Raw genomic sequence first — 23,271 nt, 5'->3', positions numbered from 1 at the left:
GGCAAGGGGGCTTAGATTTTTATCCAAAACTTCAAATAGTCGTTGATTGCGGTTCCTACTACCTGGTACCCTGGCGGCACTTCATCTTCCAGGCTATGGTAGGTCACCAGCCTGGTGCCTGCAGGCTTTTTTTCCAGTTCCCTAAAAAGATATCCATTATAGTAATTGAACAACTCTGCAGAGTAGTCTATACTGTCATCAATTTTTTCGGTGCCGCTAAGGTTTTCGTAAAAAGAATTGTAGAAATAAAAATGATCGTAATGCTGGAAGTCGACCTGCGTGAAGTTTCCATATAGAAAATGTGCATTGTCAAGCTGCAAAACCTGCTTTGCTTTTTCAGCCTGTTCAACCAGGTTCCTGCGTTGCTCAATTCCAAAGAAGCTGGCCTTAGGCTGGTAATAGGCAGCCGCCAGGCAAAATTTTCCGATGCCGCTGCCAATATCAAGGATCCGGACTCCGCTATCGGTCGACAGAAACCTTGCAGCTTTTTTCGCGACCCTTAGTGGGGTCCAATGCCTTCTTGCCTGGTTTTGAATGCCTACAGGAAATATGCTGTTGAAGCTGTCATCCGTCTGGAACCATTTTTCCTGCAGCAATGATTTTGCAACACATTCCTTGTTCATCCTGCAAAATTAGACCGCACCACCTTTCCCCCCGGTAAATCATCTCACCCCAAAAAGTGAGTTTTATCACCTTTTTTCACCCGACGGGTGGCACCCGACGGGTGAGTCCCGACGGGTTAGTAAATTTGGCGAAGTATGAGTATAAAAGGCATCTTTCCCATAGACAACTGGGACTTTAACAGCGAGTCGGTCTTGACTGACCTGCCGGAGAAAGACCTGCAGTTGTTGATGTTTCACCAGTCGCGACAGCAGTATAAAAAGGGTGAAATCATCTTCAGGGAAGGGGCTTACCCGTCCGGCATTTTCTTAATCGAAGAGGGAAAGGTGAAAAAGTATAAAACGGATAAACATGGGAAGGAGCACATCATTTATGTAGCCAATAGGGGTGAACTGATTGGATATCATGCGATCCTTTCGGAAGACCGCTTTCCTGATTCCGCGGCCGCGCTGGAAGAATGCCTGGTGGCTTTTATTCCCCGTGAAGATTTCATTACTGCGGTACGGGAATCAGAAGTACTTAGTAAAAGACTGCTTAAGACCCTGAGCCATGAATTTACCGTACTAGCCAATAGCCTTACTTTACTTGCCCACAAATCGGTGCGGGAACGACTCGCCATGCAGCTGGTCATTATCCGTGAAAAATATAAAGTGAATTTTCAACCTGGAATGCCGGTAGAAATCAATATGGGCCGCGATGACCTGGCAAGTCTCGTCGGCACAGCGCGGGAAAATGTGGTCAGGATTTTATCGGAGTTCAAAGAAGAAGGAATCCTGGAAACCAGGGGCCGGAAGATCATCATTACAGACGTGCAAAAACTAATTGCGATTGCGAATGATTGAACCATTATTCCGTTCTTAAACTTTTTACGGGATTTGCCATTGCGGCTTTTATGGATTGGAAGCTGATGGTAAACAACGTTATGACAATTACAGCTATTCCTGCGATTACAAAAATGCCTGGCGAGAGGCTGATCCGGTACGCATAGTTTTGAAGCCAGCTGCTCATTATCCACCATGATACCGGCAGGGCAATTGCCAGGGAAATGATGATCAGTCGTAAAAAATCTCTTGACAGCATAGCCGTAATGTCAGCTACTGAAGCACCAATGACTTTCCGGACCCCAATTTCCTTTCTTCTTTTTTGTGCAGTAAATGCTGCCAGCCCGAACAGTCCAAGGCAGGAAATAATAATTGCCAGTCCTGCAAAATATTTTGAAAGAGCCGACACCCTCAATTCAGAATCATATTGTTTCTGGTAGGCTTCATCCAGGAAATTAAAAGTGAATGGAGATCCGGGATTGTACCTGGCATACAGCTGCTCAATGGCTGCAATAGTTTCGCGTTGATTCGCCTGCCGGATACTTGCGATGATCGTTCCGCCTGGCCATAAAAACAGGTAGGCAGGCTTGATTGGTTCGTGGAGGGATTCAAAATGGAAGTCTTTCACAACACCAATAACCTGCACGTTCGTTCTGAACCGGGTAATGGTTTGTCCAACCGGATCTTTCAACCCCATTGCTTCTACTGCTTTCTCGTTCAGGATAATTGTTGCCGTATCACCGCTAAACTCCCGGGAGAAACTCCGTCCTTCTTTCATCTTCATGCCCATGGTTTCAATGAAGTCGTAGTTGACCTCGAACGCTTCAAAGAAAACCTTCCGGTCATCTTCCATTCCGGACCATCGCATGCCGCCATGTCCGTATCCGCGTCCTACCAGCTTGTGATACGCCGTGCTTGCATTGCTGACACCGGGAATATTTTTCAGCTCTGCTATAAAAGCATTTTCCTTATCCTTCATACTTCCTTCCACAGGGAGGCGAAGTACGTTGTCTTTTTTATACCCTGCGTCCGTGTTTTGGATAAATTGGATCTGCCGGTAAATGATCATTACGGCAACAATCAAAATGGTTGATAGTGTAAACTGGAAAACGACAAGTCCCTTTCTCGATAACACTTCAGCAAAGGATGTTGAAATTTTCCCCTTCAGCACAGTAAGCGGGTTGAATTTTGATAGATACAACGCCGGGTAGCTTCCTGCAAGTAAACCGGTGCATACAATAACCGGGATAAAATAGATGATGATTGTCGTGTCAAAATTCAGGTGGATTTGTTTCCCGGTAACCTGGTTGAAGGCAGGCAGCAGGAAATAAGCAATAACAACTGCAAATACGGTTGCGCATCCGGTGAGCAATAATGATTCGGAAAGGAATTGCAGGATGAGATGCCGGCGGGTTGCGCCCACTACTTTCTTTATCCCGATTTCTTTCAGCCGCCTTGCCGCCTTGGCTGTGGAAAGGTTCATGAAGTTGATACAGGCAATAACGAGGATGAATATCGCCAGTATGGAAAACAGTCGCACATATTCAATCCTGCCTTTGTTTGTCACGTCACCATTATTGCCATATAAGTAGAGATCTGAAAATTTAACGGCGGAAACTGTTATCGAGTCACCGGTGTTACGGGTAATCACATCGGCAATGCTTTTATTGAAATTGTCGATCCTGGTTCCCTCGCTTACCAGCACGTAATTTCTCGGGCCTTTGTCCCATGTTGCAGCCCAGGGCTTTTTTAGTTGAAAGTATTCAAACGACAATACAAAATCGAACTGCTGCGAAGAATGGACAGGTACTTTTTCAAATACCCCCGACACATGAAAGGTTGTATCCTGGTCAAATCGTACGGGCTTTCCGATTATGTTTTCCGTGGTACCAAAAAGTTTGTTAGCCAGCTCATCAGATATAACAATGGATCCTTTGTCCTGTAGTACGGCACTTTTATTACCCTCAATGAGTTTGAAAGAAAAGATCTGGAAATAGTCTGCGCCAACATATTGGCCACGTGCTTTGATGCTTTTGCTTCCTGCAAAAAGCGTGTATGGCGGAAACCACTCAACAGGAGCAACCCCTGCGGCAAATTCAACTCCCTGTATTTGTTCTTTAACTATTTTACTGAGTGGACCGGATGAAGACTCTGAATTGTTCTCTAATAACTGGTACAGGCGGTCCTGGTTCGCAAAGGATTTATCATAGCGCATTTCATCATTCACCCATAAAAATATCAGCAATGCACACGCCAGTCCGGCAGACAGTCCGAGTACGTTAATAACAGTAAACTGTTTGTCTTTCAGCAGGTTCCGCCACGCAATTTTCAGGTTGGTCCTAAACATATATACCTGGTATTCAAAAGCATGCCAGTGAACAACTGGTTGATTATTAATAACCTGCATGCAAAAAAGAAGAGCATGTGTCCGATTACGATACAGTAATTGACCGGTTTTGTAACAGGCAGTAACGCCTGCTTCGCCGCCTTCATAATTAGTTAATGATTCGTTCAAAATCCCGTAATGCTGAACTGATACCTTCGGTCCCGTTGTAAAAAACACCAAGACCGTTTATGAAAAAACTGTACGTACTGCTGGCGCTTACATGCCTGGCCTGTACTGCATTTGCCCAGAATGCAGTAATTAAAATCAAAGTCGTCGATGAACAGAATCTCCTGCTACCGGGAGCGAACGTTACACTGGAAGACAAACGTTTTACTGCAGCAACGGGAAATAACGGATATGCCGTACTCACTAATGTTCCGGAGGGAAAACATACCCTGACCATCACCTATATCGGGTTCAAAGAATACAAATACGAACTCACTGCTTCAGGATCAACGATCGAATTAACAGCGAAGCTGCAATCGGGTGTGGAATCTTTGAATAATGTGCTGGTACTTGGCGACAGGCTCAAGGGACAGGCGAAAGCACTGAACCAGCAAAAGAATGGCGACAATATCACCAATATTATCAGTGCTGACCAGATAGGCCGTTTCCCTGATGCGAACATCGGTGATGCCATCAAAAGAGTGCCCGGGATAACTATGCAGAATGACCAGGGCGAAGCCAGGAATATTGTGATTCGTGGCATGGGTCCTGAATTCAACTCTGTTACTTTCAATGGTGAAAGAATTCCTTCGGCAGAAGGAGACAACAGGCGGATCCAGATGGATCTTATCCCTTCAGACATGGTGCAGACTGTGGAAGTAAACAAGACACTTACTGCCGATATGGATGCCGACGCGATCGGTGGATCAGTAAACCTGGTATCACGTGCAGCGCCGAATGGTTTGCGTTTATCCGGAACGCTTGCAGGCGGGTTTAACCCGGTGCGTGACAATGGCTTCATCGGTACCGCAAATTTTGTTGTGGGCAACAGGCTGGCAAACGACAAATTTGGATTTGTTGTAAGTGGCTCCTATAACCGGAATGTGTTTGGTTCCGATAATGTTGAATCTGTGTGGAGCAAAGATGCAGACGGCAAATTGTTTGTGAGCGACCACGATGTAAGGGTTTACGACGAAATGCGCATTCGCAGGAGTCTTGCAGCAACCTTTGATTTTAAGCTTCACCCGTTGCACACCATTACTTTGACCGGTTCCTATAACTGGCGTGATGATAAAGAGAACAGGTTCCGTTTGCGTCACAGGTACCGCGGCGATGCGGAAGACCCGGACCAGGCAGAATTGATTTATGATGGGAACGGAAATATAACGGGATATACGAATGGTGAAGTGCTCAGGCAAACCAAGGGCGGTCTCGATGACAACCGCAATGAAAGCCGCAGGCTGGAAGACCAGCGCGTACGATCACTGGCTTTGAAAGGTGAGCATTTTTTTGGAAAGCTCCGGACCGACTGGAGTGTGCAGTATGCAAAGGCCAGCGAGAAAAGACCGCATGAAAGATACTTTGCAATGGGACGTCGCAACATTACCATCAGCCAGGATATCACTGACCAGGAATTTCCATTGCTCACGGATGAAACGCCTTTATCCGGCTATACCCGCCTCAGTGAACTTACCGAGCAGTTCCAGGACCAATATGAAAGAGATCTCAATGCAAAACTAAATTTTGAATTGCCGCTTTCCATCATCAACAACCGGAAAGGTGCATTCAGGTTTGGCGGACGTTTAAGATCAAAGAAGAAGGTGAGGGACAATACTTTCTTCTCGTATGAGCCGGTTAACGGGTTTGGTGATATCACCCAGGTTCCGCTGGTAAATAAGACCAGCAGTGATTTTTACCCGGGTAGCAAATACGTTGCAGGTGATTTCATTTTTGCCAAATACCTGGGCGGACTAGATTTCAAAAATTCATCACTCTTCGAAGAAACGGATGAGCCGGCTGAATACCTCGCCGGCAACTATAATGCCAAAGAGACCATAACTGCCGGTTACGCGGAATTGAAACAGGATTTCACGGACAGGTTTTCAGCAAGGGTCGGACTGCGCGTAGAACGCACGGATATCAATTACACCGGTAATATTGTGGAAGATGAAGAAGACCTTAAAGGCACTGCGGACCTGAAGAACAACTATACGGACGTGTTGCCTTCAATAAACCTGAGATATAAACTGGCAGACAATTTTGTGATCAAGGCAGCATGGACAAATTCACTTGCCCGGCCTAAATACTACGACCTTGTTCCCTATTTTAACATCAACCCTAATGACCTGGTGCTTGGTGCCGGTAACCCTAAACTCGAACCGGTTCGCTCTTCAAATCTTGACCTGATGGCTGAAAAATATTTCAGGTCTGTTGGTTTGATTTCCGGCGGTGTGTTCTACAAAAAGATTGACAGGTTCTTTTATTCCTACATCGATAACAATTACACGCAGGACGAATTTGCAGCTGATTTCCCGGGTGTAAATAACCCGATTGGCGCTGGCGAAAACTGGGAATTCTCCCAGCGTCGCAATGGCGACGGGGCCGATGTACTCGGATTTGAAGTATCGGTTCAGCGCCAGCTCGATTTTCTTCCCGGCTTCTGGAAAGGCTTCGGCGTGTACCTGAACTATACGTATACACATTCCAAAGCATCCGGCATCTACGACGCTTCAGGAAAGCTGGTGCGCAACGATGTGAAGCTACCCGGTGCTGCTCCCAATATGTTTAATGCTTCGCTGGGTTACGAGAGTAAAAAACTGGCGGTTCGTTTGTCGGGAAATTATACGTCTTCGTATGTTGATGACAGTGATGATGGCGGCTATAACGAAAACAGTTTCTTCGATCGATACTACGATAAGCAGTTTTTCCTTGATGCCAATGCCTCGTACGCCATCACCCCGAAATGGCGGGTATTTGCAGAGGCGAATAACCTGACCAACCAGCCTCTGCGCTATTACCAGGGTGTAAAGGAAAGAACAGCGCAGGTTGAATACTATGGACCGAAACTTAACCTGGGTGTAAAATTCGACCTGGTAAAATAACTATGAGCACGACAGCTGTACTACTTCGTCTTGTCTGGATCACTTCGTCCGTATCGTTCCTTTCCTGTGGCGGTCCGCTGAAATCAGCACCGGCCCCGGATGCTGTGCAACCGCTGGTTGTAACAGAGCAGGTTGTGTACGATACGGACGATCCCGCAATCTGGATCAACAGTTCCGATACTTCAAAAAGCCTGGTGATCGGTACAGACAAGGAAACCGGGGGCGGATTATATGCTTTCGACCTGCACGGCAAAATCGTAAATAAGGTCACTGGACTGAAGCGCCCCAACAACGTGGATATCGCATACGGTGTAAAGTTGAACGGAACATTTGTTGACCTTGCTGTGGTAACGGAAAGGGAGTCGCAGTTGGTCAGGTTCTTCACCCTGCCGGCCCTGGAACCCGCAGATGCTGGTGGAATTAAAGTGTTTGCAGGTGAACAGGATCGGCTGCCAATGGGCGTTGCAGTTTACAAACAGAGTTCCGACAGTGCGCTCTATGTTATTGTAGGAAGGAAGTCAGGCCCGCACGAAGGATACCTGTGGCAATATAAGTTACAGGATAGTGCCGGCGTTGTTACTATGAGGCTCGCCAGGAAGTTTGGAAAATACAGCGGGAAAAAAGAAATTGAATCCATTGCAGTGGATAATGAATTGGGATATGTGTATTACTCCGATGAACAGGTAGGAATACGGAAGTACTACGCTGATCCTTCAAGTGGAAACGAAGAACTTGCCATGTTTGGAACAGGTGAATTTAAGGAAGACAACGAAGGGATCTCTATCTATAAAACGGGCGACAGCACCGGCTATATATTGGTCTCGGACCAGGCAGCAAACTGTTTCAACATTTACAGCCGTGAAGGTTCAAAAGGCGACCAGAACTTACATAAGCGGGTAGCCGTTGTGCCCGTAAAGGCACAGGAAAGCGACGGGAGTGAACTGACCTCCGTCAGCCTGCCCGGTTTTGAAGGCGGACTGTTCGTTGCCATGAGCACCGACAAAACCTTTCAGTACTACAGCTGGAAAGACCTCGCGAAAAAAGCAGGGCTCAAAACTCCATAGAACTACAACAATCGGTAGCTTCCATAAAATTTGACTTTTGCAAAAGACCAGCCGACTGTTTTATTACTTCCTGCTTTTTAGTGCATTCCTGTCAACTTCTGCCTTCGCTCAATCGCCCGTAAACTATGTTGATCCATTTATCGGAACGGCGAAGAGCGATGTCTTCACGAGGTGGGGAAGTGAAGGAGGCACTTACCCGGGTGCTGTGGCTCCGTCCGGTTATATCCAGCTTTCACCCGAGACAAGGGGCGGAGGAACATATAACTACGATGACAGTTCGATTTTTTATTTCAGCTGTACGCGTCACATGAGTGGTTTTCCCAGTGGATCTGCTGGCAGGCTTTTTATTATGCCGGTCAGCGGCGATGCGACCATCGATGCGGGATACAATCGCCAATTTTCACATCGCAATGAAAAAGCCGAACCTGGTTATTATAGTGTATTGCTTGATGATGGCATTCTTGCAGAAGCCACAGCGACAGAAAGATCAGGGATGTTCCGGTTTACTTTCCCCGCTGGCATGATCCCGAAAATAATGATTCGCGATGCCGGGCAGGTTGTGTCAAAGTCGTCGCGGTTGATTCATTCTGCTAACAGTGTATTCCTGTTCAGCAGCGATGCGAAAGATCTCGAAACACGCAAAGACGCAACGGTTATTTCATTCAAACCTACCCCAGGTAAAAAAAGTGAAATAGTTCTGAGGTTGAGCGTTTCAGGCGCAGGCGTTGAAAGCGCAAAAAGAAATCTTGAGGTTGAAATTGGCCAGGATGGCTTTAACCAGGTAAAAGCAAAGACCAAAACGAAATGGTCAAAGGAATTGTCCGTTGTTGAAGTAACCGACAGCAGTACTTCCAATAAAACAATTTTCTACACTGCCTTATATCATTCCCTGCTGTTGCCGTGGATCATTTCAGATGTAGATGGTAACTACCGCGGCGCCGATGGAAAAATCCATAAAACAAATGGGAAAGCACAATACGGTGGCTTTTCCCCTTGGGACACTTTTCGTTCCCTCCATCCGCTACTCACGTTGCTGTACCCGGAAAAACAAAGGGATATGCTGCTGTCGATGCTTGATATTTACCAGCAATCCGGATTTCTGCCCATTGAATCCATGACCGGCAACCATTCGGTTCCCATAATTGCAGATTCATACCTGAAGGGCATCAGCGGCATTGACAGGCTGCTGGCATACAGGGCCATGAAAAAAAGCATCATGGAGCCACCATTCCTGCAGCACGATATGGAAGCTTTCCTGCAACAGGGATATATTCCTTTCTCTTACCCCGAATCGGTAACCCGCACCGTTGAATATGCTTATGATAACTGGGCCCTGGCTTCCTATGCAAAATCGATAATGAAGAATGATAAGGATCACGAAATTTTAATGAAACGCTCGTCTCACTACCGGAACCTCTTTAATGTGCAGGACCTGTCAATGTTGCCGCGTAAGGACGAGGAGTTCAAAATGAATCCGGGAACGATCGGGTATAAGGAGGGCGACAAGTGGGTTTACTCTTATTTCGTTCCGCACAATGGAAAAGACCTGGTGAACCTCAAGGGCGGGAATAAAGCTTTTGCTGATCAACTTGACGCTGCATTTGCGGACAGCCTCTTAGTGTTTGACAACGAAACGGTATTCCATGTGCCCTACCTGTTCAATGATGCAGATGACCCTGCGAGAACGCAGAAATGGGTCAGGAAATTTATGCAGGAAAGATTTGGAACTGGTCCGGGTGGACTACCGGGCAACGACGACCTGGGGTCTATGTCAAGCTGGTATGTATTCAGCGCCCTCGGATTTTACCCGGTTTCTCCCGGTCGCCCCGACTATGCGATCGGATCTCCGCTGTTAAAATCTGTAACGCTTCAACTGCGGAATGGAAAGAAGTTCAGGATCAGCAGTCACCATAACAACGATACAAACTATTACATTCAATCGATCAGGCTGAACAACAAAAAGTATATCAGCAATACCCTTTCTCATTCTGCAATTGTCAAAGGCGGTGGGCTGGAATTCGAAATGGGGCCTGGTCCGAAGAATATTTTTCCACCTTCACATGGCGATGCCCGGATCCAGGTTACCAGCGCATCAGTATCGAAGAAAGAAGTAGAACCAAATGAGCCTTTCAGGATTTATTTCAATCTCAGGAACCAGGGTGATTTGGGGACAAAGATCGTAAGGCTGTATGTAAACGGGCAGGTGTACGACAGTATAAACTGTCTCGTTCCTGCCAGCGGATCGGTGACAGATTCAATTGTTTGCAGGTTATATCCATTCGGTCCATCCGTCGTGAAAATTGATGAGTCCAATAGTATGGAACTCGAAGTAACCAAACCTGTTGCAGGCAGCCCGGAAACCCTGCAGATAAAAGGTTTGTTTGTTAGTCCCATGTTGCAACTGAACGAAATGCAGCGCATGCATTTCGTCGCCAAAAATATTGGTGGTGAAACCCGCGGATTCAACATTCCGCTTATGCTGAAGGACTCCGTAATAAAGACGTTGGACGTTACACTCCGGCCCGGCCAGGAGATAAAGCTGACAGCGGAATTTGCTGCACATAAGGAAGGGTTCCAGGATGTAAGTGTACATGGAACTAAACAGCAGTTCAAAGTGTACAGCAAAGCCAATGACGCTGTGGTGCTGTCACTTGAGATGAAGAATATAGAAGAGGGAAAGATCATTAAGGATCAGTCGGGCTGGAAGAATAATGGCATGATCATCACGACAAAAAACCAGCCGGTTAAACCAGGGTCTGATTTGTTGCTGGGGGAGGACTGTTATATAGAAGTTCCAAACGCCACCAGCCTTGATGTAATGAATGAGTCACTTACCATGATGGCCTGGGTTCACCCTGAAAAAGAAACCCGCGGATTGGTTGACCTGCTTACCAAGGGAGATAATCACGTGTTGCAATTGTCGGGCAATAAACTTGGATTCTTTGCCGGTGGATGGGGAAGGGGCGACTGTATGGTTGACCTGCCGGCCAACTGGGTCGGCAACTGGCACCATATTGCCGGGGTTTGTGATGGCAATAGTTTACAAGTATACATCGATGGTAAACTCATGGGCAAAACAACGCTTGCTGATCCTGTGAACCTGTCCGTGACAAGCAAATGGAATGTCGGAAGAAATGAAGAGTTTCCAAATGAGCGGATCTTTCATGGTTACATGAACAGGATCAAAGTGTTTACAGCACCCTTAACCGAAACGGAGATCTTACAGGAAATGGGAAAAGCACAACAGTAATTGCGCAAACGATTGTGAACGGTTCGTTTTGCCGGCACCCGTATTTTCAGGTTTAAACAATTGGTATGAAAAAGCCCGGCCTGCTTTCAGGTAGAAGACAGTTTCTTGGTTCAGTTGCAAAAATTGCTGCATTGGGATCGCTCAATGTTACCGCATTGCCTGTCCTCGCCAATGAGCAAACTGAAGAAAACGCTTCGCTATTCCTGACAGCACCCTATTTGCAGGCTGTTAGTGCCACAAGCATCAGTATCCGCCTGGTTACGGCGCAACCGACTTATTGCTGGGTTGAATATGGAACCAACGGCGAATTCAACCAGAAAGCACATGCGATTACGGATGGACTTGTAAACGCTTATAACAGGATCCATGAGATCAGGATAGAGGGCCTTACACCCGGGATAAAATACAACTATCGCGTAGCCGCAAAAGAGATCGTCCAGTTTCAGCCATATAAAGTAACATATGGAGAAGTAGTTCACAGTGAGGCATACACGATGAACACCATCAATCCATCAGCACAGGAAGTAAACTGGTTAGTGCTGAATGATATCCACGACCGGCCGGAATCGTTCAGGCAACTGTTGGACCTGAACGGCAATGATCACTATGATTATGTATTCCTTAATGGCGACATGTTCGATTACCAGACCGATGAGAAACAACTTATCGATCACCTGATCGCGCCCTGTACTTCCTGCTTTGCGACACAGAAACCGATGATGTTTGTTCGCGGAAATCATGAAACGCGGGGAAAATTTGCACGCAACCTGAAGGATTATTTTGGCGGCCCCACCGGGCAGTATTTCACTTTCAAATGGGGGCCTGTATTTGGCATTGCACTCGACACCGGCGAGGATAAAAACGATGATCACCCGGTCTATGCTGGTATAGTGGACTTTGATACTTACAGGATCCGCCAGGCTGCATGGCTGGAAGCGCAGCTGCAGAGCAAGGCCGCACGTAAGGCAAAATACAGGGTAGTGATGATGCATATCCCGCCATTCTATTCCGGCGATGGCCACGGTACACTGCATTGCCGCGAATTGTTCTCGCCCATCTTCGATAAATATGATGTAGATCTTGTTATTTGTGGTCATACCCATGCATATGGTGTGCATCCACCTGTATCCGGATCACATAAATACCCCATCATCATTGGTGGCGGGCCTAAAGACGGTAGGCGGACACTGATCAAAGTGAAAGCAAATGCGCAACAACTTTCACTCAGCATGCTGCGCGACGATGGTGCAGTGGTTGGCTCTTATACCGTGAGTTGATATGTCAAAGGAATTGGATGAAATCGACAATTCCTGCCAACATGATTGAGGTAACTTAGCCCTTCAACAGTACCCTGTTTTTTCATCCTAAAAAACACTGGTATGGAAGGGTTAAACAGTATAGGGCGCAGGCAGTTCATTCGCAATACAACCCTCGCTGCCGGCGGGTTGATCATTCCGTTCAAAATAACGCCACGCAACAAAACCAAAGCCGGTGCGCCGGAATTGTTTTTCAGGCCAAATGCTTATCTCCGGGTCGGGTCCGATGATACCGTTACGATTGTCCTTTCCCACTGCGAAATGGGCCAGGGCATCTGGACTTCCCTAAGTATGCTGATTGCAGAGGAACTGGATGCAGACTGGAAATCTGTAAAGGCTGAGCATGCACCTGCCGCTGTCGAGTTTTACCATACTATTTACGCTACACAACGCACCGGCGGCTCAACAAGCCTGCTTTCAGAATTTGACCGTTACCGTAAAGCAGGAGCCACGGCGCGACAGTTACTGGTGCAGGCCGCAGCAAATCGCTACAAGGCAGATGTGAAAAATTGCCGCACGGAAAACGGCCAGGTGATTGTCGGTGAAAACAGGATTCGTTATGGCGAGTTGGTAGAAGAAGCGATGCGGCTGCCTGTGCCCGGCGAGGTAAAACTAAAAGAACCGGCAGACTGGAAGCTGATCGGTAAAAAAGTAAAACGCCTCGACACGCCCGACAAGATCAATGGCAAGGCGATTTTCGGTATTGACGTGCAGTTCCCCGGATTACTCACGGCCATGGTTGCACGCGCGCCAATTCCCGGCGCAAAGGTTAAGTCGTACGATGCTTCGGCAACAAAGTCGGTTGCCGGGGTTCGCCAGGTGGTACAGGTTCCCAGTGGTATCGCGGTACTGGCAGACGATTTCTGGGCGGCGAAAAAAGGCCGCGATAAGCTGAAAGTGGAATGGGTGCCAGGCGATGGTGAAAAAATTGATAGTGACAACCTGCTTGCGGAACTGAAACAACGGGCAGATAAAGGCGGAATTGTAAACAATACTTCAGGTGATCCGGATGCTGCACTGAAGCGTGCTGCGAAAATTGTAGAGGTTGAATATTACCAACCTTTCCTCGCACATGCACCAATGGAACCGGTAAATTGTACAGTGAGACTTAGTAAGGACAAATGTGAAATCTGGACAGGCACACAAACACAGACAGATGACCAGCGAGCAGCATCCGAGATCACCGGGCTTCCCATTGAAAATGTGTTTATCAATACAGTATTCCTGGGTGGCTCTTTTGGAAGGCGGAATATTACGCGGTCAGATTTTGTACGCGAGGGAGTGGAAGTGGCAAAGGCTTCCGGCAAACTGGTGAAGACTGTGTGGACCCGTGAAGATGATATCCAGGGCGGGATGTACCGGCCTGCTTTCCTGCACAGGTTTAAGGTTGGACTTGACGCTAATGGAGAACCCGTTGCCTGGAAACAGGTTAGTGTGGGTCAGTCTGTAATGACAGGAGGTCCGTTCGAAAAAGTTGCCGTGATCAATGGTGTTGACATGTTTTCAATCGAGGGCATGCATAACGCACCGTTTGTAAAAGGGATCAAGGACCAGCGCATCGAATTGAATACACCGGTATGGCCTGTGACTGTGGACAACTGGCGTGCAGTGGGCCTTAGCCATACCATTTTCGCAATGGAAAGCCTCACTGACGAACTTGCCCATGCAGCAGGGAAAGACCCGGTGGAATACCGGCGCATGTTATACAAACAGGAACCACGCTTGCTGAATGTACTGAACATTGCCGCGGAAAAAAGCGGCTGGGGAAAACAGTTGCCAAAAGGCCAGGGCATGGGTGTTACTGTTTTTGAAGCAGTGCAGAGTTATGTCGCACTCATTACTGAACTGTCAGTTACGAAAGAGAAGGGTGTAAGGGTAGAAAAAGTTACCTGTGCCATCGACTGCGGCCTGCCTATAAACCCTGACGGCATAGTTGCCCAGACAGAAGGAAGCATTGCATTTGGTTTGTCTGCTGCTTTATATAGCGAGATCACTTTCAAAAAAGGCAGGGTGCAGCAAAAGAACTTTTATAACTACCCGATGCTGCGGATGAATGAAATGCCCGACATCGAAGTGCATGTAGTACAAAGCACGGAAAAGCCGGGAGGCGTTGGTGAGTCGTCTGTCGGCCAGATCATGTCTTCGCTGACAAATGCAATTTTCGCAGCAACCGGGAAAAGAATCAGGTCGCTTCCTGTTATTCATCATTCAACCAGTCTGATATGATAAAGCTAACCGTAAATGGGAAATCCTACGAACTGGACCTGCCATCAGATATGCCCGTGTTATGGGTGATCCGTGACAGGCTGGGACTGACCGGCACCAAGTATGGTTGCGGCGTCGCACAGTGCGGAGCCTGCACCGTACATATGGACGGCGAAGCAATCAGGTCATGCGTTACCCCGGTATCGAGGGCCGCCGGCAAATCGATTGTTACTATTGAAGGGCTGGAGCCTTCTCTTAGTAAACCTTTACAGGAAGCGTGGACTGAGATCGATGTGCCCCAATGCGGGTATTGCCAGTCGGGGCAGATCATGGCCGCAGCCATCCTGATCCGTGACCAGCCGCAGCCGACAGACAACGACATCGATAATGCGATGGCCGGAAATATCTGCCGTTGTTGCACCTACCTGCGGATCCGCCAGGCCATTCACCTTGCTTCCCGGCTGAAAAGTTCCAATGCCATGCTTTCCGCTATCTAAAAACTGACTACGATGAAAAAGATCAGGTATGCGCCTGCTTCGCGGGTATGGATTACCGGTACTATTGTGGCGGCAGGTATTGTTTTTTCTCCTTTCGCCTTCCCGGAAAATGCTGTGCAAGAGCCCGTGAATCTCGCCTTCACTCTTGCGGATACAATTGACAGGACCAAAGCGCAAAATTCTAATGAGGAAAAAAAGCGGGCAGCAGAATCAAAAGCCGCGTTTGCTGACGCCTACAAGGTATTTATGCATCCGCGTTGTATGAATTGCCACCCTTCGGGTGATGCCCCACTGCAGGGCGATAAAAGCACCATCCATACGATGAATGTCCAGCGCGGTCCGGATGGCAAAGGGCTGTTCGCCATGAAATGTAAAAATTGTCACCAGGATGCCAACCTTGAAGGGGAACACCTGCCCCCCGGTATCGAGACCTGGCACCTGCCAACTGCCCAACGCCCGATGGTGTTCCAGGGTAAAACGCCCCGCCAGTTGGCAATGGGCTTCAAAGATTCGGCATTTACCGGGTTCAAAGACATTCACCGCCTGGTCGAACATGTGGAAACGGATCACCTGGTACTACACAGTTTTACTTATGGTACCCGTCCGCCGTTAAGCCATAAGGATTTTGTTGCGCGGGTGAAGGAATGGATAGACAAAGGGGCAGAGCTGCCGGATAAGTGAGCGACTGCGGGAAAAATCAGGTATTCTGACAGGTGATTTTCCCCTTGTCTGCTGTCGGTTAACGTGGGATATTGCCCGTATCCACAGCGCCATCCATGTTGCCCGTAAAGAACAAATCCACTGTATTGCTCGTAGGTTTTGAAGACCAGGACAATCTCGGTATCAGGTACCTGGCATCAAGTCTGCGGGAAGCAGGACATTCTGCTTTTATTGTAAAATTCCAGGATGATCCATCCCCCATCATTGAGTCGATTGAACAACATCTGCCTGGCATAGTTGGCTTCTCGCTGATCTTCCAGTATTACACGGAAAGGTTCGGCATGCTGATCAGAGCATTAAGGACTGCCGGCGTGAATGCACATTTTACCATTGGCGGTCACTATGCTTCGTTTGAACCTGCCCAGCTTTTTGAATTCATTCCCGAACTGGATTCGATAATAAGGTTTGAAGGGGAGGAAACATTGGTTGAACTGGCCGACAGAATTGCGTGTAATGAGGATTGGTCTGACATTCGTGGAATGGCCTGCATTGACAACGGGTCGTTATTGATCAACGCGGCAAGGCAGGGAAGAAAGAACCTGGACGAACTTCCCTGGCCGGTCCGGGAGGATATCGATTATTCCACTGAGGATTTTCCCACGGCATCGATGATCGGTGGCCGCGGCTGTCCATGGGTATGTTCATTCTGCTCTATTATCACTTTTTACGAGGGCAATGGTACGCGGGGAAGACGACTGCGTAGCCCTGCATTGATAGTTGATGAAGTGGAATACCTGCGGGACAGGGGAGTCAGGATCATCCTGTGGCAGGACGATGATTTCCTTGCCGGCGGGAAGGCAGGCGTGCGATGGGCGCATGCTGTAGCCGAAGAATGTATCCGCAGGGGGTTAAACAAGGACCTGCGCTGGAAGATCTCCTGCCGGTCTGACGAAGTGAAAGCAGAATCGTTAGCGCCACTTGTGGAAGCAGGCCTCACCCACGTTTATCTAGGTGTGGAAGCGGGTGATCCGGAAAGCCTCCGCCACCTGAACAAAGTGCTGCAGCCTGAATCGCATTTCCTGGCGGCGGAAGTGCTTAAGCAACTGAATCTCTCTTTTGATTTCGGGTTCATGCTGATGGAGCCGTGGTCAACATTCGACACGATCCGCAACAACCTTAAGTTCCTGGAGGAGTTTGCAGGCGATGGTTACGCGCCGGCAGGTTATTGCCGGATGCTTCCATACGTGGGAACGGGCGTGGAGAAAAAGCTGCTGGCAGAAGACAGGCTCGAAAAAAAGGACTGCTATGCAGATTACCATTTCCTGGATCCCCGCCTCGACCGGTTTTACGAATGGCAGCTGGGTGCTTTTAAACACCGGAATCATGGACCAAACGGGACCCTGAATCTCCTGAGGTTGCTGAATTTCGAATCGCATCTTGATTTCGCCGAAAGGCCCTTCAGCAGTTCGTTCTGCAACAAAGTGCAGGCCGTCACTTCCCTCTCAAATCATTTCATGCTGGCTACCCTGTCCGAAGCCCTGGCCCATTTTGAAGAATCCGGCCTTAGCAATAAGACGGTTTCGGATGAATATCTCCTCGCGCTTTCAAGTGAACATAACCGGCAGGATGAACACCTGAGAAATGATATTCTGCGGATTCTTGCCAAGATGCCAGTTTCTTACAAAAGGAAATTCGTCGTGATGTAGCCAAATGAGTGGTTTTTGTTAGTAATGAGGTAGACGGGTAATGGCCATTGCCCGAAATTAGCTCCATGAAATGGGAGTATAATTACAAATATCCATCTGTTGATGACCTGAGGGAAAAAGCGAAAAGCAGGATTCCCGGATTTGCCTTTGAATACCTCGATGGCGGCTGTAATGAATTTGTCAACCTGGTTAAAAACACTAAGGAACTGCGTGATGTGGAGCTATTGCCTTACTACCTCTCCGCTCACCGTGGTTCGGACCTGAAAACAGAACTGTTCGGTCATGTATATGACGCGCCATTCGGGATCGCACCTGTTGGACTGCAGGGACTGATCTGGCCCAACTCTCCTGAAATTCTTGCCAAAGCTGCATTGCAGCATAACATACCCTTTATCCTGAGTACTGTAACCACCTCAGGAATTGAGCGCATCAGTGAGCTCACCGAAGGGCGGGCCTGGTACCAGCTATACCATCCTGCAGAAAACACCTTAAGGGATGATATCATCAGGCGGCTCGAGGCGGCCAACTATCCCGTGCTGGTATTGCTTTGCGATGTGCCTACGTTTGGGTACCGCGCCCGCGAAATCAGGAACGGTTTGTCTATGCCGCCGCGAATGACGCTCCGCAACATCTTCCAGATCATGTCCAGGCCGGAATGGGCATTCAGGACTTTGTATCATGGCACTCCGGGGTTCGCGACACTGAAACCATACATGGAAAAAGGAATGAGTATGAAGCACCTCGGGCAGTTCATGAACAGGACTTTTTCGGGTCGTTTAAATGAGGAGAAGATCAAACCCATCAGGGATATGTGGAAGGGCAAACTTGTATTGAAAGGTGTGGCTACCGTTGAAGACGCTGAGGCGGCAGGACGGATGGGATTTGATGGGATCATTGTTTCCAATCATGGCGGGCGCCAGCTGGATGCCGCCCAATCTACCATTAAATCGCTTGAGCCGATCGTAGAGAAGTATAAAGGCAAAATGAAGATCATGATGGACAGTGGTATCCGAACCGGTCCGGATATTGCCCGTACGCTCGCCAGCGGCGCTGAATTTGCGTTCCTGGGTCGCTCTTTCATGTACAGTGTCGCAGCCCTCGGGAATGAAGGTGGGAACCATATCATTTCCATCCTGAAGACCCAGCTAAAGCAAGTAATGGAGCAGGTTTGTTGCGAGAATGTAACCAATCTTCCTGCACACCTGGTTAAATAGACTGTCAACCGGCAATTATTAATCAGCTCTCCTGCTCACAAGTTTGTCAACAAGGTCCTTCACACTGTTGTTGATATTGCTGATAGTGCCTGTCAGCTGTCCCGCGCCGATCAGTGTCCATAATGGTCTCTGTCCCTTCGGTGTGTCGATCAGTTCAAGGATCTTGTCCGCAATTTCGCGCGGGTCTGGACTTGAATCTGTTGGTTCAAAATATTTAAGTACGGCGTTTTTGTAGTTGATCATGTCTGCTGCATAATCCTTTTCAGCTGCCGGGTTCTGCGGTACCATCTGGTTGGAGACAATGTCTGTTGTCTGGTATGCTCCCGGCTGGAGAATGCTGACATCAATTCCTGAGGATTTCAGCTCATAGTAGTAGCTCATTGAGAGCGCGTCTACAGCGGCTTTACTTGAAGCATAAATGCCCATTACAGGTGTCGGTTGTCTTGCAGTGACACTTGACAAAGTGATCAGTAATCCGTCTTTCTGCCTGTGCATAAAAGGAAGAACTGCCTTTATCATCCGGTCTACGCCAATTACATTGATCTGGAACATCTGGTTGGTTTGCGCGGCACTCAGTGTTTCGTTCAGACCAATATACGCAGAGCCTGCATTATTGATAAGGACATCGATAATTCCTCCCGTTTTGATGCTGATGGATTCAATGGCCTGTTTCACGGAATCGTCGCTGGTAACATCCAGTTCCACAACCTCCAGATGGTGCGCGTTGTCACCAGCCCATTGAAGTAAAGAAGCTGCAGTCGCTGCATTCCTGCCATTAGTGTTCCGCATTGTTGCAAACACCCGGTGCCCGGCTTCTGCAAGTATTTTTGCTGTAGTTAAGCCAAATCCGCTGCTTGACCCGGTTAGAATGATATTTTTCATCCTGTTGAATTTAAAGCACAAAGCTATTAGTCCTCCGGCCACAAGTCAATGAACAAATGATGCAGTGTCTTTTATTTTTCAACTATTTTTTGCGTGACCTCCTGCCTTCAGGTTCTCGCAATTGCCTTTGCCATCGGGTACACTTCACTCCCGAATCCCAGGTTTGAAAGTATCGCCGGATCATGTTGCACAAGCGACAATGCCTCCGCCTCATCCTGCACTTCGAGTATGGCGACCCCAAAAGCTCCCTCCGGGTGTACAACAGGCCCGAAAACAACTGCCTTATGCATCTCCAGGATATTCGTCCAGTATAGCACATGTGCCTGCATCATAGTTATTTCGTCCTTAGTTATATCTGCAGGAAAAGTGGCTCTTGGCGCATTAAGTTTGTAATAAAAAAAAGGCATAATGGTTTGTTTATCCAGTTTACTGTCCCCCGGAAATGTTCCAGGAATTTTTTCAGGTTAATGCTGTCCTGGGTAAGAATGTCCGGTTCTGAAATCTTTGCTGATGCGAAGATCATATCCGCGTCCCTGCATTCATTCCGCAATTCTTCTTCGGTCGGATCTGCGAGTAAGACAAGATCTCCGTCAATTGATTCCAGGTCCATATGATGCTTAAGCATCTGCATGTTGCTTTCAATGATGCGAATGCTGCTGAAATAAGAATCCCTGTTCGAGCTCATATTCTCAGCTTCATCAAGATCGCTTGGCCAGATATAGCCTTCTGTTTCCTGCTTCCTGGTGATCAGGAATATGGCGATGATCGATCCATGATGCTTCTTTGCCCAACTCAAAGCATCGTCAACAGCAGGGTGGGGGTAGTTTATACCATTGAACAGCAGTACCGCTTTTGCCATAAAAATCTGTTGATGGTCTCTAATAAATATAGCCAATTTCCCGGCATACGTTTTGAATGACGCTGTCATGGCCACACATCGTAACGGATTTGTCCAGGTACGGGGAGCCCGCGAACACAATCTTAAAAACGTTTCACTCCAGATTCCCCGCGATGCACTGGTAGTTTTTACCGGGGTATCAGGTTCAGGTAAATCATCTTTAGCTTTCGGAACACTTTACGCAGAAGCGCAACGCCGCTATCTCGAATCGGTGTCACCATATGCGCGACGCCTGTTTCACCAAATGCCGGTACCGGTGGTGGATACTATCGATGGACTTCCGCCGGCAATCGCGCTCCAGCAACAACGGAGTTCCCCGACAACCAGGTCATCCGTTGGTTCTGTAACTACTTTGTCCAACCTGCTGAGAATGCTGTATTCCCGGGCGGGTACTTACCCAAAGGGGCAAGCGCTGTTGTATGCTGAATCGTTCTCCCCGAATACACCGGAAGGTGCCTGTCCGCAGTGTCATGGCCTTGGCCGTATTTACGATGTGACCGAGAAATCCATGGTACCGGATGATAGCTTGACCATCAGGGAACGGGCCATTGCAGCCTGGCCGACAGCCTGGCAGGGCCAGAACCTCCGGGATATATTAACCACGCTGGAATTCAATGTGGACATCCCCTGGAAAAAGCTGTCGAAAAAAGATCGTGACTGGATCCTCTTTACTGATGAGCAGCCTACTGTACCGGTTTATGCCGGCTTTAACCCTGAAGAAGTGAAAGAGGCGCTTAAACGTAAGATGGAACCGAGTTATATGGGAACCTTTACCGGTGCGAGGCGCTATGTGTTGCATACGTTCGCCAATACACAGAGCGCGTTGATGAAGAAGCGGGTATCCCAGTACATGCTGAGTACCGAATGTCCAACCTGCATGGGTAAACGACTTCGCCGCGAATCACTTTCAATAAAATTCGCAGGTTATGATATTACGGAGTTATCGAGGTTGCCGTTAAAAAAGTTATCGGGAATTTTCAATTCCTATGCCGATGGCACAGCGACCCTGGATCAAAAAGTGGCAAAGGATCACCAGGAGAAAGTGTTGGTGGCGCAACGGATTGCAGAAGACCTTGTAGCGAGACTGCGAGTGCTGATGGATCTTGGTTTGGGATACCTGTCGCTCGAACGAAGTACTCCGACTTTGTCACCAGGCGAATTACAACGGCTGCGACTGGCAACCCAGGTGCACTCGAATCTCTTTGGTGTTGTATACGTGCTGGATGAACCATCTGCCGGACTGCATCCTGCTGATACGGAAGCCCTGTTGAAAGTGCTGGACTTATTAAAGTCATCAGGCAATTCTTTATTTATAGTAGAGCATGAACTTGATGTGATCCGTCATGCCGACTGGATCGTTGATGTGGGTCCGGCCGCGGGCGAACGTGGCGGAGAAATATTGTACAGTGGCCCGCCGGAAGGACTGAAGGATATTGAAAACTCCCGGACCGGCCGCCACCTGTTCGATGATAATGTTTTTACTCCACTTAACCCACGTAAGCCCCATGACTGGTTGCAATTGAAAAGTGTTTCCCGCAACAACCTGGTGGATCTCGATGCGAGGTTTCCGCTGGGGGTGCTTACAAGTATCACTGGAGTATCGGGATCTGGGAAATCAAGCCTGGTCAGCCAGGTTTTGGTAGAGCTGGTTGCAGCTCATCTCGGCCATGAACTTCCGCAGGAAGAGGAAGAACAGGATACGTTGCAGCAGGAAAATGTGGTAACCATCGGTGGGAAGATCACTGGCGGAATGGAAAAAATCAAAAGGCTCGTGCAGGTTGACCAGCGGCCCATCGGCCGTACACCACGGTCCAACCTGGCTACTTATACCGGCTTATTTGATCACGTCCGGAAATTATTTGCTTCCGCAAAAGCAGCAAAGGCAAGACACTACGATGCCGGCCGCTTTTCTTTCAATGTTGGGAAGGGCCGGTGCGATAATTGTGAAGGGGAAGGTTTCGTGATGGTGGAATTGTTATTCCTGCCAAGCGTGTATTCTCCCTGCCCTGTTTGTAACGGTTCACGGTACAATGCAAAAACGCTGGAGATAAAATACCGGGAGAAAAATATCGCCGAAGTACTGGCAATGACCGTTGATGAAGCGCATGAATTCTTTACGGAAGACGAAAGTGTGAAGCGGTCACTGTATGTATTGCAGGAAGTCGGACTCGGTTATATCCGGCTTGGACAACCTGCTACCGAGTTGTCAGGCGGCGAAGCCCAGCGCATTAAACTGGCGACTGAATTACAGCGGACAGGCCGTGGCAATACGCTGTATGTCCTTGACGAGCCAACAACCGGCCTTCACCCCGCAGACGTAGAAAAGCTTGTCACCCAATTGAATCGGCTCGTTGATGCGGGCAACACAGTGATCGTTGTTGAACATGATATGAGCGTGATCGCACGAAGTGATTGGGTTATGGACATGGGACCCGGCGCAGGCGAGGAGGGTGGGCACATTGTTGCTGAAGGCACTCCAATTCACGTTGCAAATTCAAAAGAAAGCAAGACAGCCGTTTACCTGCACCGGGAGCTAAAATTATCAAGGCTTATTTAACGGTAAAATCCGGCTCTCCGCTATGTAGCGTTCCCCCAAATAGTATTACCTTGTAACTACTTCGATTAGCAACTGTTAATTCCCCTCAACAGTTGGTTTGCTCAGCTGGTAGCACGATATCCGTACTGGAAACTATTTGCCTGAAAT

16 protein-coding genes are annotated in these 23,271 nt (G+C 48.2%); 11 read left to right on the top strand and 5 right to left on the bottom strand.

The window, feature by feature from the left end; genetic code table 11:
• Window positions 1-11 precede the first annotated feature (11 nt).
• Window positions 12-623, bottom strand: coding sequence for a methyltransferase domain-containing protein (locus tag OI18_RS11005; protein ID WP_052273097.1), 612 nt, complete (start codon window positions 621-623; stop codon window positions 12-14).
• A gap of 135 nt (window positions 624-758) precedes the next feature.
• Here OI18_RS11005 and OI18_RS11000 point away from each other — a divergent pair, with 135 nt between their 5' ends.
• The gene (locus tag OI18_RS11000) at window positions 759-1,463 is read left to right on the top strand and encodes a Crp/Fnr family transcriptional regulator (RefSeq protein ID WP_039139848.1); all 705 of its coding nucleotides are present in this window, start codon (window positions 759-761) and stop codon (window positions 1,461-1,463) included.
• A 4-nt stretch (window positions 1,464-1,467) separates the two neighbouring features.
• On the opposite strand, the gene OI18_RS10995 is transcribed toward OI18_RS11000, so the two are convergent.
• Complete coding sequence (locus OI18_RS10995) at window positions 1,468-3,789, bottom strand: ABC transporter permease (RefSeq protein ID WP_039139945.1); 2,322 nt, start codon at window positions 3,787-3,789, stop codon at window positions 1,468-1,470.
• Between the two features lie 227 nt (window positions 3,790-4,016).
• Between OI18_RS10995 and OI18_RS10990 the strand changes: the two genes are divergently transcribed.
• The 9 genes from OI18_RS10990 to OI18_RS10950 all read left to right on the top strand — a co-directional run bounded on the left by OI18_RS10990 (window position 4,017) and on the right by OI18_RS10950 (window position 18,787).
• Window positions 4,017-6,875, top strand: a complete 2,859-nt coding sequence (locus OI18_RS10990; RefSeq protein ID WP_039139847.1) for a TonB-dependent receptor — start codon at window positions 4,017-4,019, stop codon at window positions 6,873-6,875.
• Between the two features lie 2 nt (window positions 6,876-6,877).
• Complete coding sequence (locus OI18_RS10985) at window positions 6,878-7,939, top strand: phytase (protein WP_039139845.1); 1,062 nt, start codon at window positions 6,878-6,880, stop codon at window positions 7,937-7,939.
• A gap of 37 nt (window positions 7,940-7,976) precedes the next feature.
• The gene (locus OI18_RS10980; protein ID WP_039139843.1) at window positions 7,977-11,189 is read left to right on the top strand and encodes a GH92 family glycosyl hydrolase; all 3,213 of its coding nucleotides are present in this window, start codon (window positions 7,977-7,979) and stop codon (window positions 11,187-11,189) included.
• A gap of 65 nt (window positions 11,190-11,254) precedes the next feature.
• Window positions 11,255-12,466, top strand: a complete 1,212-nt coding sequence (locus OI18_RS10975; RefSeq protein WP_039139842.1) for a purple acid phosphatase family protein — start codon at window positions 11,255-11,257, stop codon at window positions 12,464-12,466.
• Between the two features lie 102 nt (window positions 12,467-12,568).
• The gene (locus tag OI18_RS10970) at window positions 12,569-14,731 is read left to right on the top strand and encodes a xanthine dehydrogenase family protein molybdopterin-binding subunit (protein WP_039139840.1); all 2,163 of its coding nucleotides are present in this window, start codon (window positions 12,569-12,571) and stop codon (window positions 14,729-14,731) included.
• Complete coding sequence (locus OI18_RS10965; RefSeq protein ID WP_039139839.1) at window positions 14,728-15,207, top strand: (2Fe-2S)-binding protein; 480 nt, start codon at window positions 14,728-14,730, stop codon at window positions 15,205-15,207. The genes OI18_RS10970 and OI18_RS10965 overlap by 4 nt, the downstream gene beginning before the upstream one ends.
• 12 nt (window positions 15,208-15,219) lie before the next feature.
• Window positions 15,220-15,888 carry a hypothetical protein gene (locus tag OI18_RS24870; RefSeq protein WP_052273095.1) on the top strand — a complete coding sequence of 223 codons (669 nt, stop codon included), beginning with the start codon at window positions 15,220-15,222 and terminating at the stop codon, window positions 15,886-15,888.
• Window positions 15,889-15,959: 71 nt separating this feature from the next.
• Entirely contained in the window at window positions 15,960-17,573 is a 1,614-nt protein-coding gene (locus OI18_RS10955) for a B12-binding domain-containing radical SAM protein (protein WP_152616792.1), read from the top strand.
• A 65-nt stretch (window positions 17,574-17,638) separates the two neighbouring features.
• Window positions 17,639-18,787 carry an alpha-hydroxy acid oxidase gene (locus OI18_RS10950; protein WP_039139838.1) on the top strand — a complete coding sequence of 383 codons (1,149 nt, stop codon included), beginning with the start codon at window positions 17,639-17,641 and terminating at the stop codon, window positions 18,785-18,787.
• 18 nt (window positions 18,788-18,805) lie between these two features.
• Here the strand turns inward: OI18_RS10950 and OI18_RS10945 are convergent, their stop codons facing one another.
• The 3 genes from OI18_RS10945 to OI18_RS10935 all read right to left on the bottom strand — a co-directional run bounded on the left by OI18_RS10945 (window position 18,806) and on the right by OI18_RS10935 (window position 20,528).
• Window positions 18,806-19,669 carry an SDR family oxidoreductase gene (locus OI18_RS10945; RefSeq protein ID WP_039139837.1) on the bottom strand — a complete coding sequence of 288 codons (864 nt, stop codon included), beginning with the start codon at window positions 19,667-19,669 and terminating at the stop codon, window positions 18,806-18,808.
• A gap of 107 nt (window positions 19,670-19,776) precedes the next feature.
• A complete protein-coding gene (locus OI18_RS10940; RefSeq protein WP_039139835.1) occupies window positions 19,777-20,076 on the bottom strand; it encodes a YciI family protein in 300 nt (99 codons plus the stop codon).
• Entirely contained in the window at window positions 20,019-20,528 is a 510-nt protein-coding gene (locus tag OI18_RS10935; protein WP_039139834.1) for a hypothetical protein, read from the bottom strand. The genes OI18_RS10940 and OI18_RS10935 overlap by 58 nt, the downstream gene beginning before the upstream one ends.
• Before the next feature lie 67 nt (window positions 20,529-20,595).
• On the opposite strand from OI18_RS10935, the gene uvrA reads away from it, so the two are divergent.
• Complete coding sequence (gene uvrA, locus OI18_RS10930; RefSeq protein ID WP_039139833.1) at window positions 20,596-23,124, top strand: excinuclease ABC subunit UvrA; 2,529 nt, start codon at window positions 20,596-20,598, stop codon at window positions 23,122-23,124.
• The last annotated feature ends 147 nt before the right edge of the window (window positions 23,125-23,271 follow it).

This window comes from Flavihumibacter solisilvae, assembly GCF_000814475.1.
In the GTDB taxonomy this organism is placed as follows: domain Bacteria; phylum Bacteroidota; class Bacteroidia; order Chitinophagales; family Chitinophagaceae; genus Flavihumibacter; species Flavihumibacter solisilvae.
Note: the sequence above shows the minus strand (reverse complement) of the source record. Positions and strands in the feature narration are given on the sequence as shown.

Bases quoted from the DNA above. Each gene is read 5' to 3' on its own strand.
- OI18_RS11005 (WP_052273097.1), bottom strand. From the start codon at position 623: ATGAACAAGGAATGTGTTGCAAAATCATTGCTGCAGGAAAAATGGTTC.
- OI18_RS10945 (WP_039139837.1), bottom strand. From the start codon at position 19,669: ATGAAAAATATCATTCTAACCGGGTCAAGCAGCGGATTTGGCTTAACT.
- OI18_RS24870 (WP_052273095.1), top strand. From the start codon at position 15,220: ATGAAAAAGATCAGGTATGCGCCTGCTTCGCGGGTATGGATTACCGGT.
- OI18_RS10990 (WP_039139847.1), top strand. From the start codon at position 4,017: ATGAAAAAACTGTACGTACTGCTGGCGCTTACATGCCTGGCCTGTACT.
- OI18_RS11000 (WP_039139848.1), top strand. From the start codon at position 759: ATGAGTATAAAAGGCATCTTTCCCATAGACAACTGGGACTTTAACAGC.
- OI18_RS10970 (WP_039139840.1), top strand. From the start codon at position 12,569: ATGGAAGGGTTAAACAGTATAGGGCGCAGGCAGTTCATTCGCAATACA.
- uvrA (WP_039139833.1), top strand. From the start codon at position 20,596: ATGGCCACACATCGTAACGGATTTGTCCAGGTACGGGGAGCCCGCGAA.
- OI18_RS10985 (WP_039139845.1), top strand. From the start codon at position 6,878: ATGAGCACGACAGCTGTACTACTTCGTCTTGTCTGGATCACTTCGTCC.
- OI18_RS10975 (WP_039139842.1), top strand. From the start codon at position 11,255: ATGAAAAAGCCCGGCCTGCTTTCAGGTAGAAGACAGTTTCTTGGTTCA.
- OI18_RS10965 (WP_039139839.1), top strand. From the start codon at position 14,728: ATGATAAAGCTAACCGTAAATGGGAAATCCTACGAACTGGACCTGCCA.
- OI18_RS10935 (WP_039139834.1), bottom strand. From the start codon at position 20,528: ATGGCAAAAGCGGTACTGCTGTTCAATGGTATAAACTACCCCCACCCT.
- OI18_RS10950 (WP_039139838.1), top strand. From the start codon at position 17,639: ATGAAATGGGAGTATAATTACAAATATCCATCTGTTGATGACCTGAGG.
- OI18_RS10995 (WP_039139945.1), bottom strand. From the start codon at position 3,789: ATGTTTAGGACCAACCTGAAAATTGCGTGGCGGAACCTGCTGAAAGAC.
- OI18_RS10940 (WP_039139835.1), bottom strand. From the start codon at position 20,076: ATGCCTTTTTTTTATTACAAACTTAATGCGCCAAGAGCCACTTTTCCT.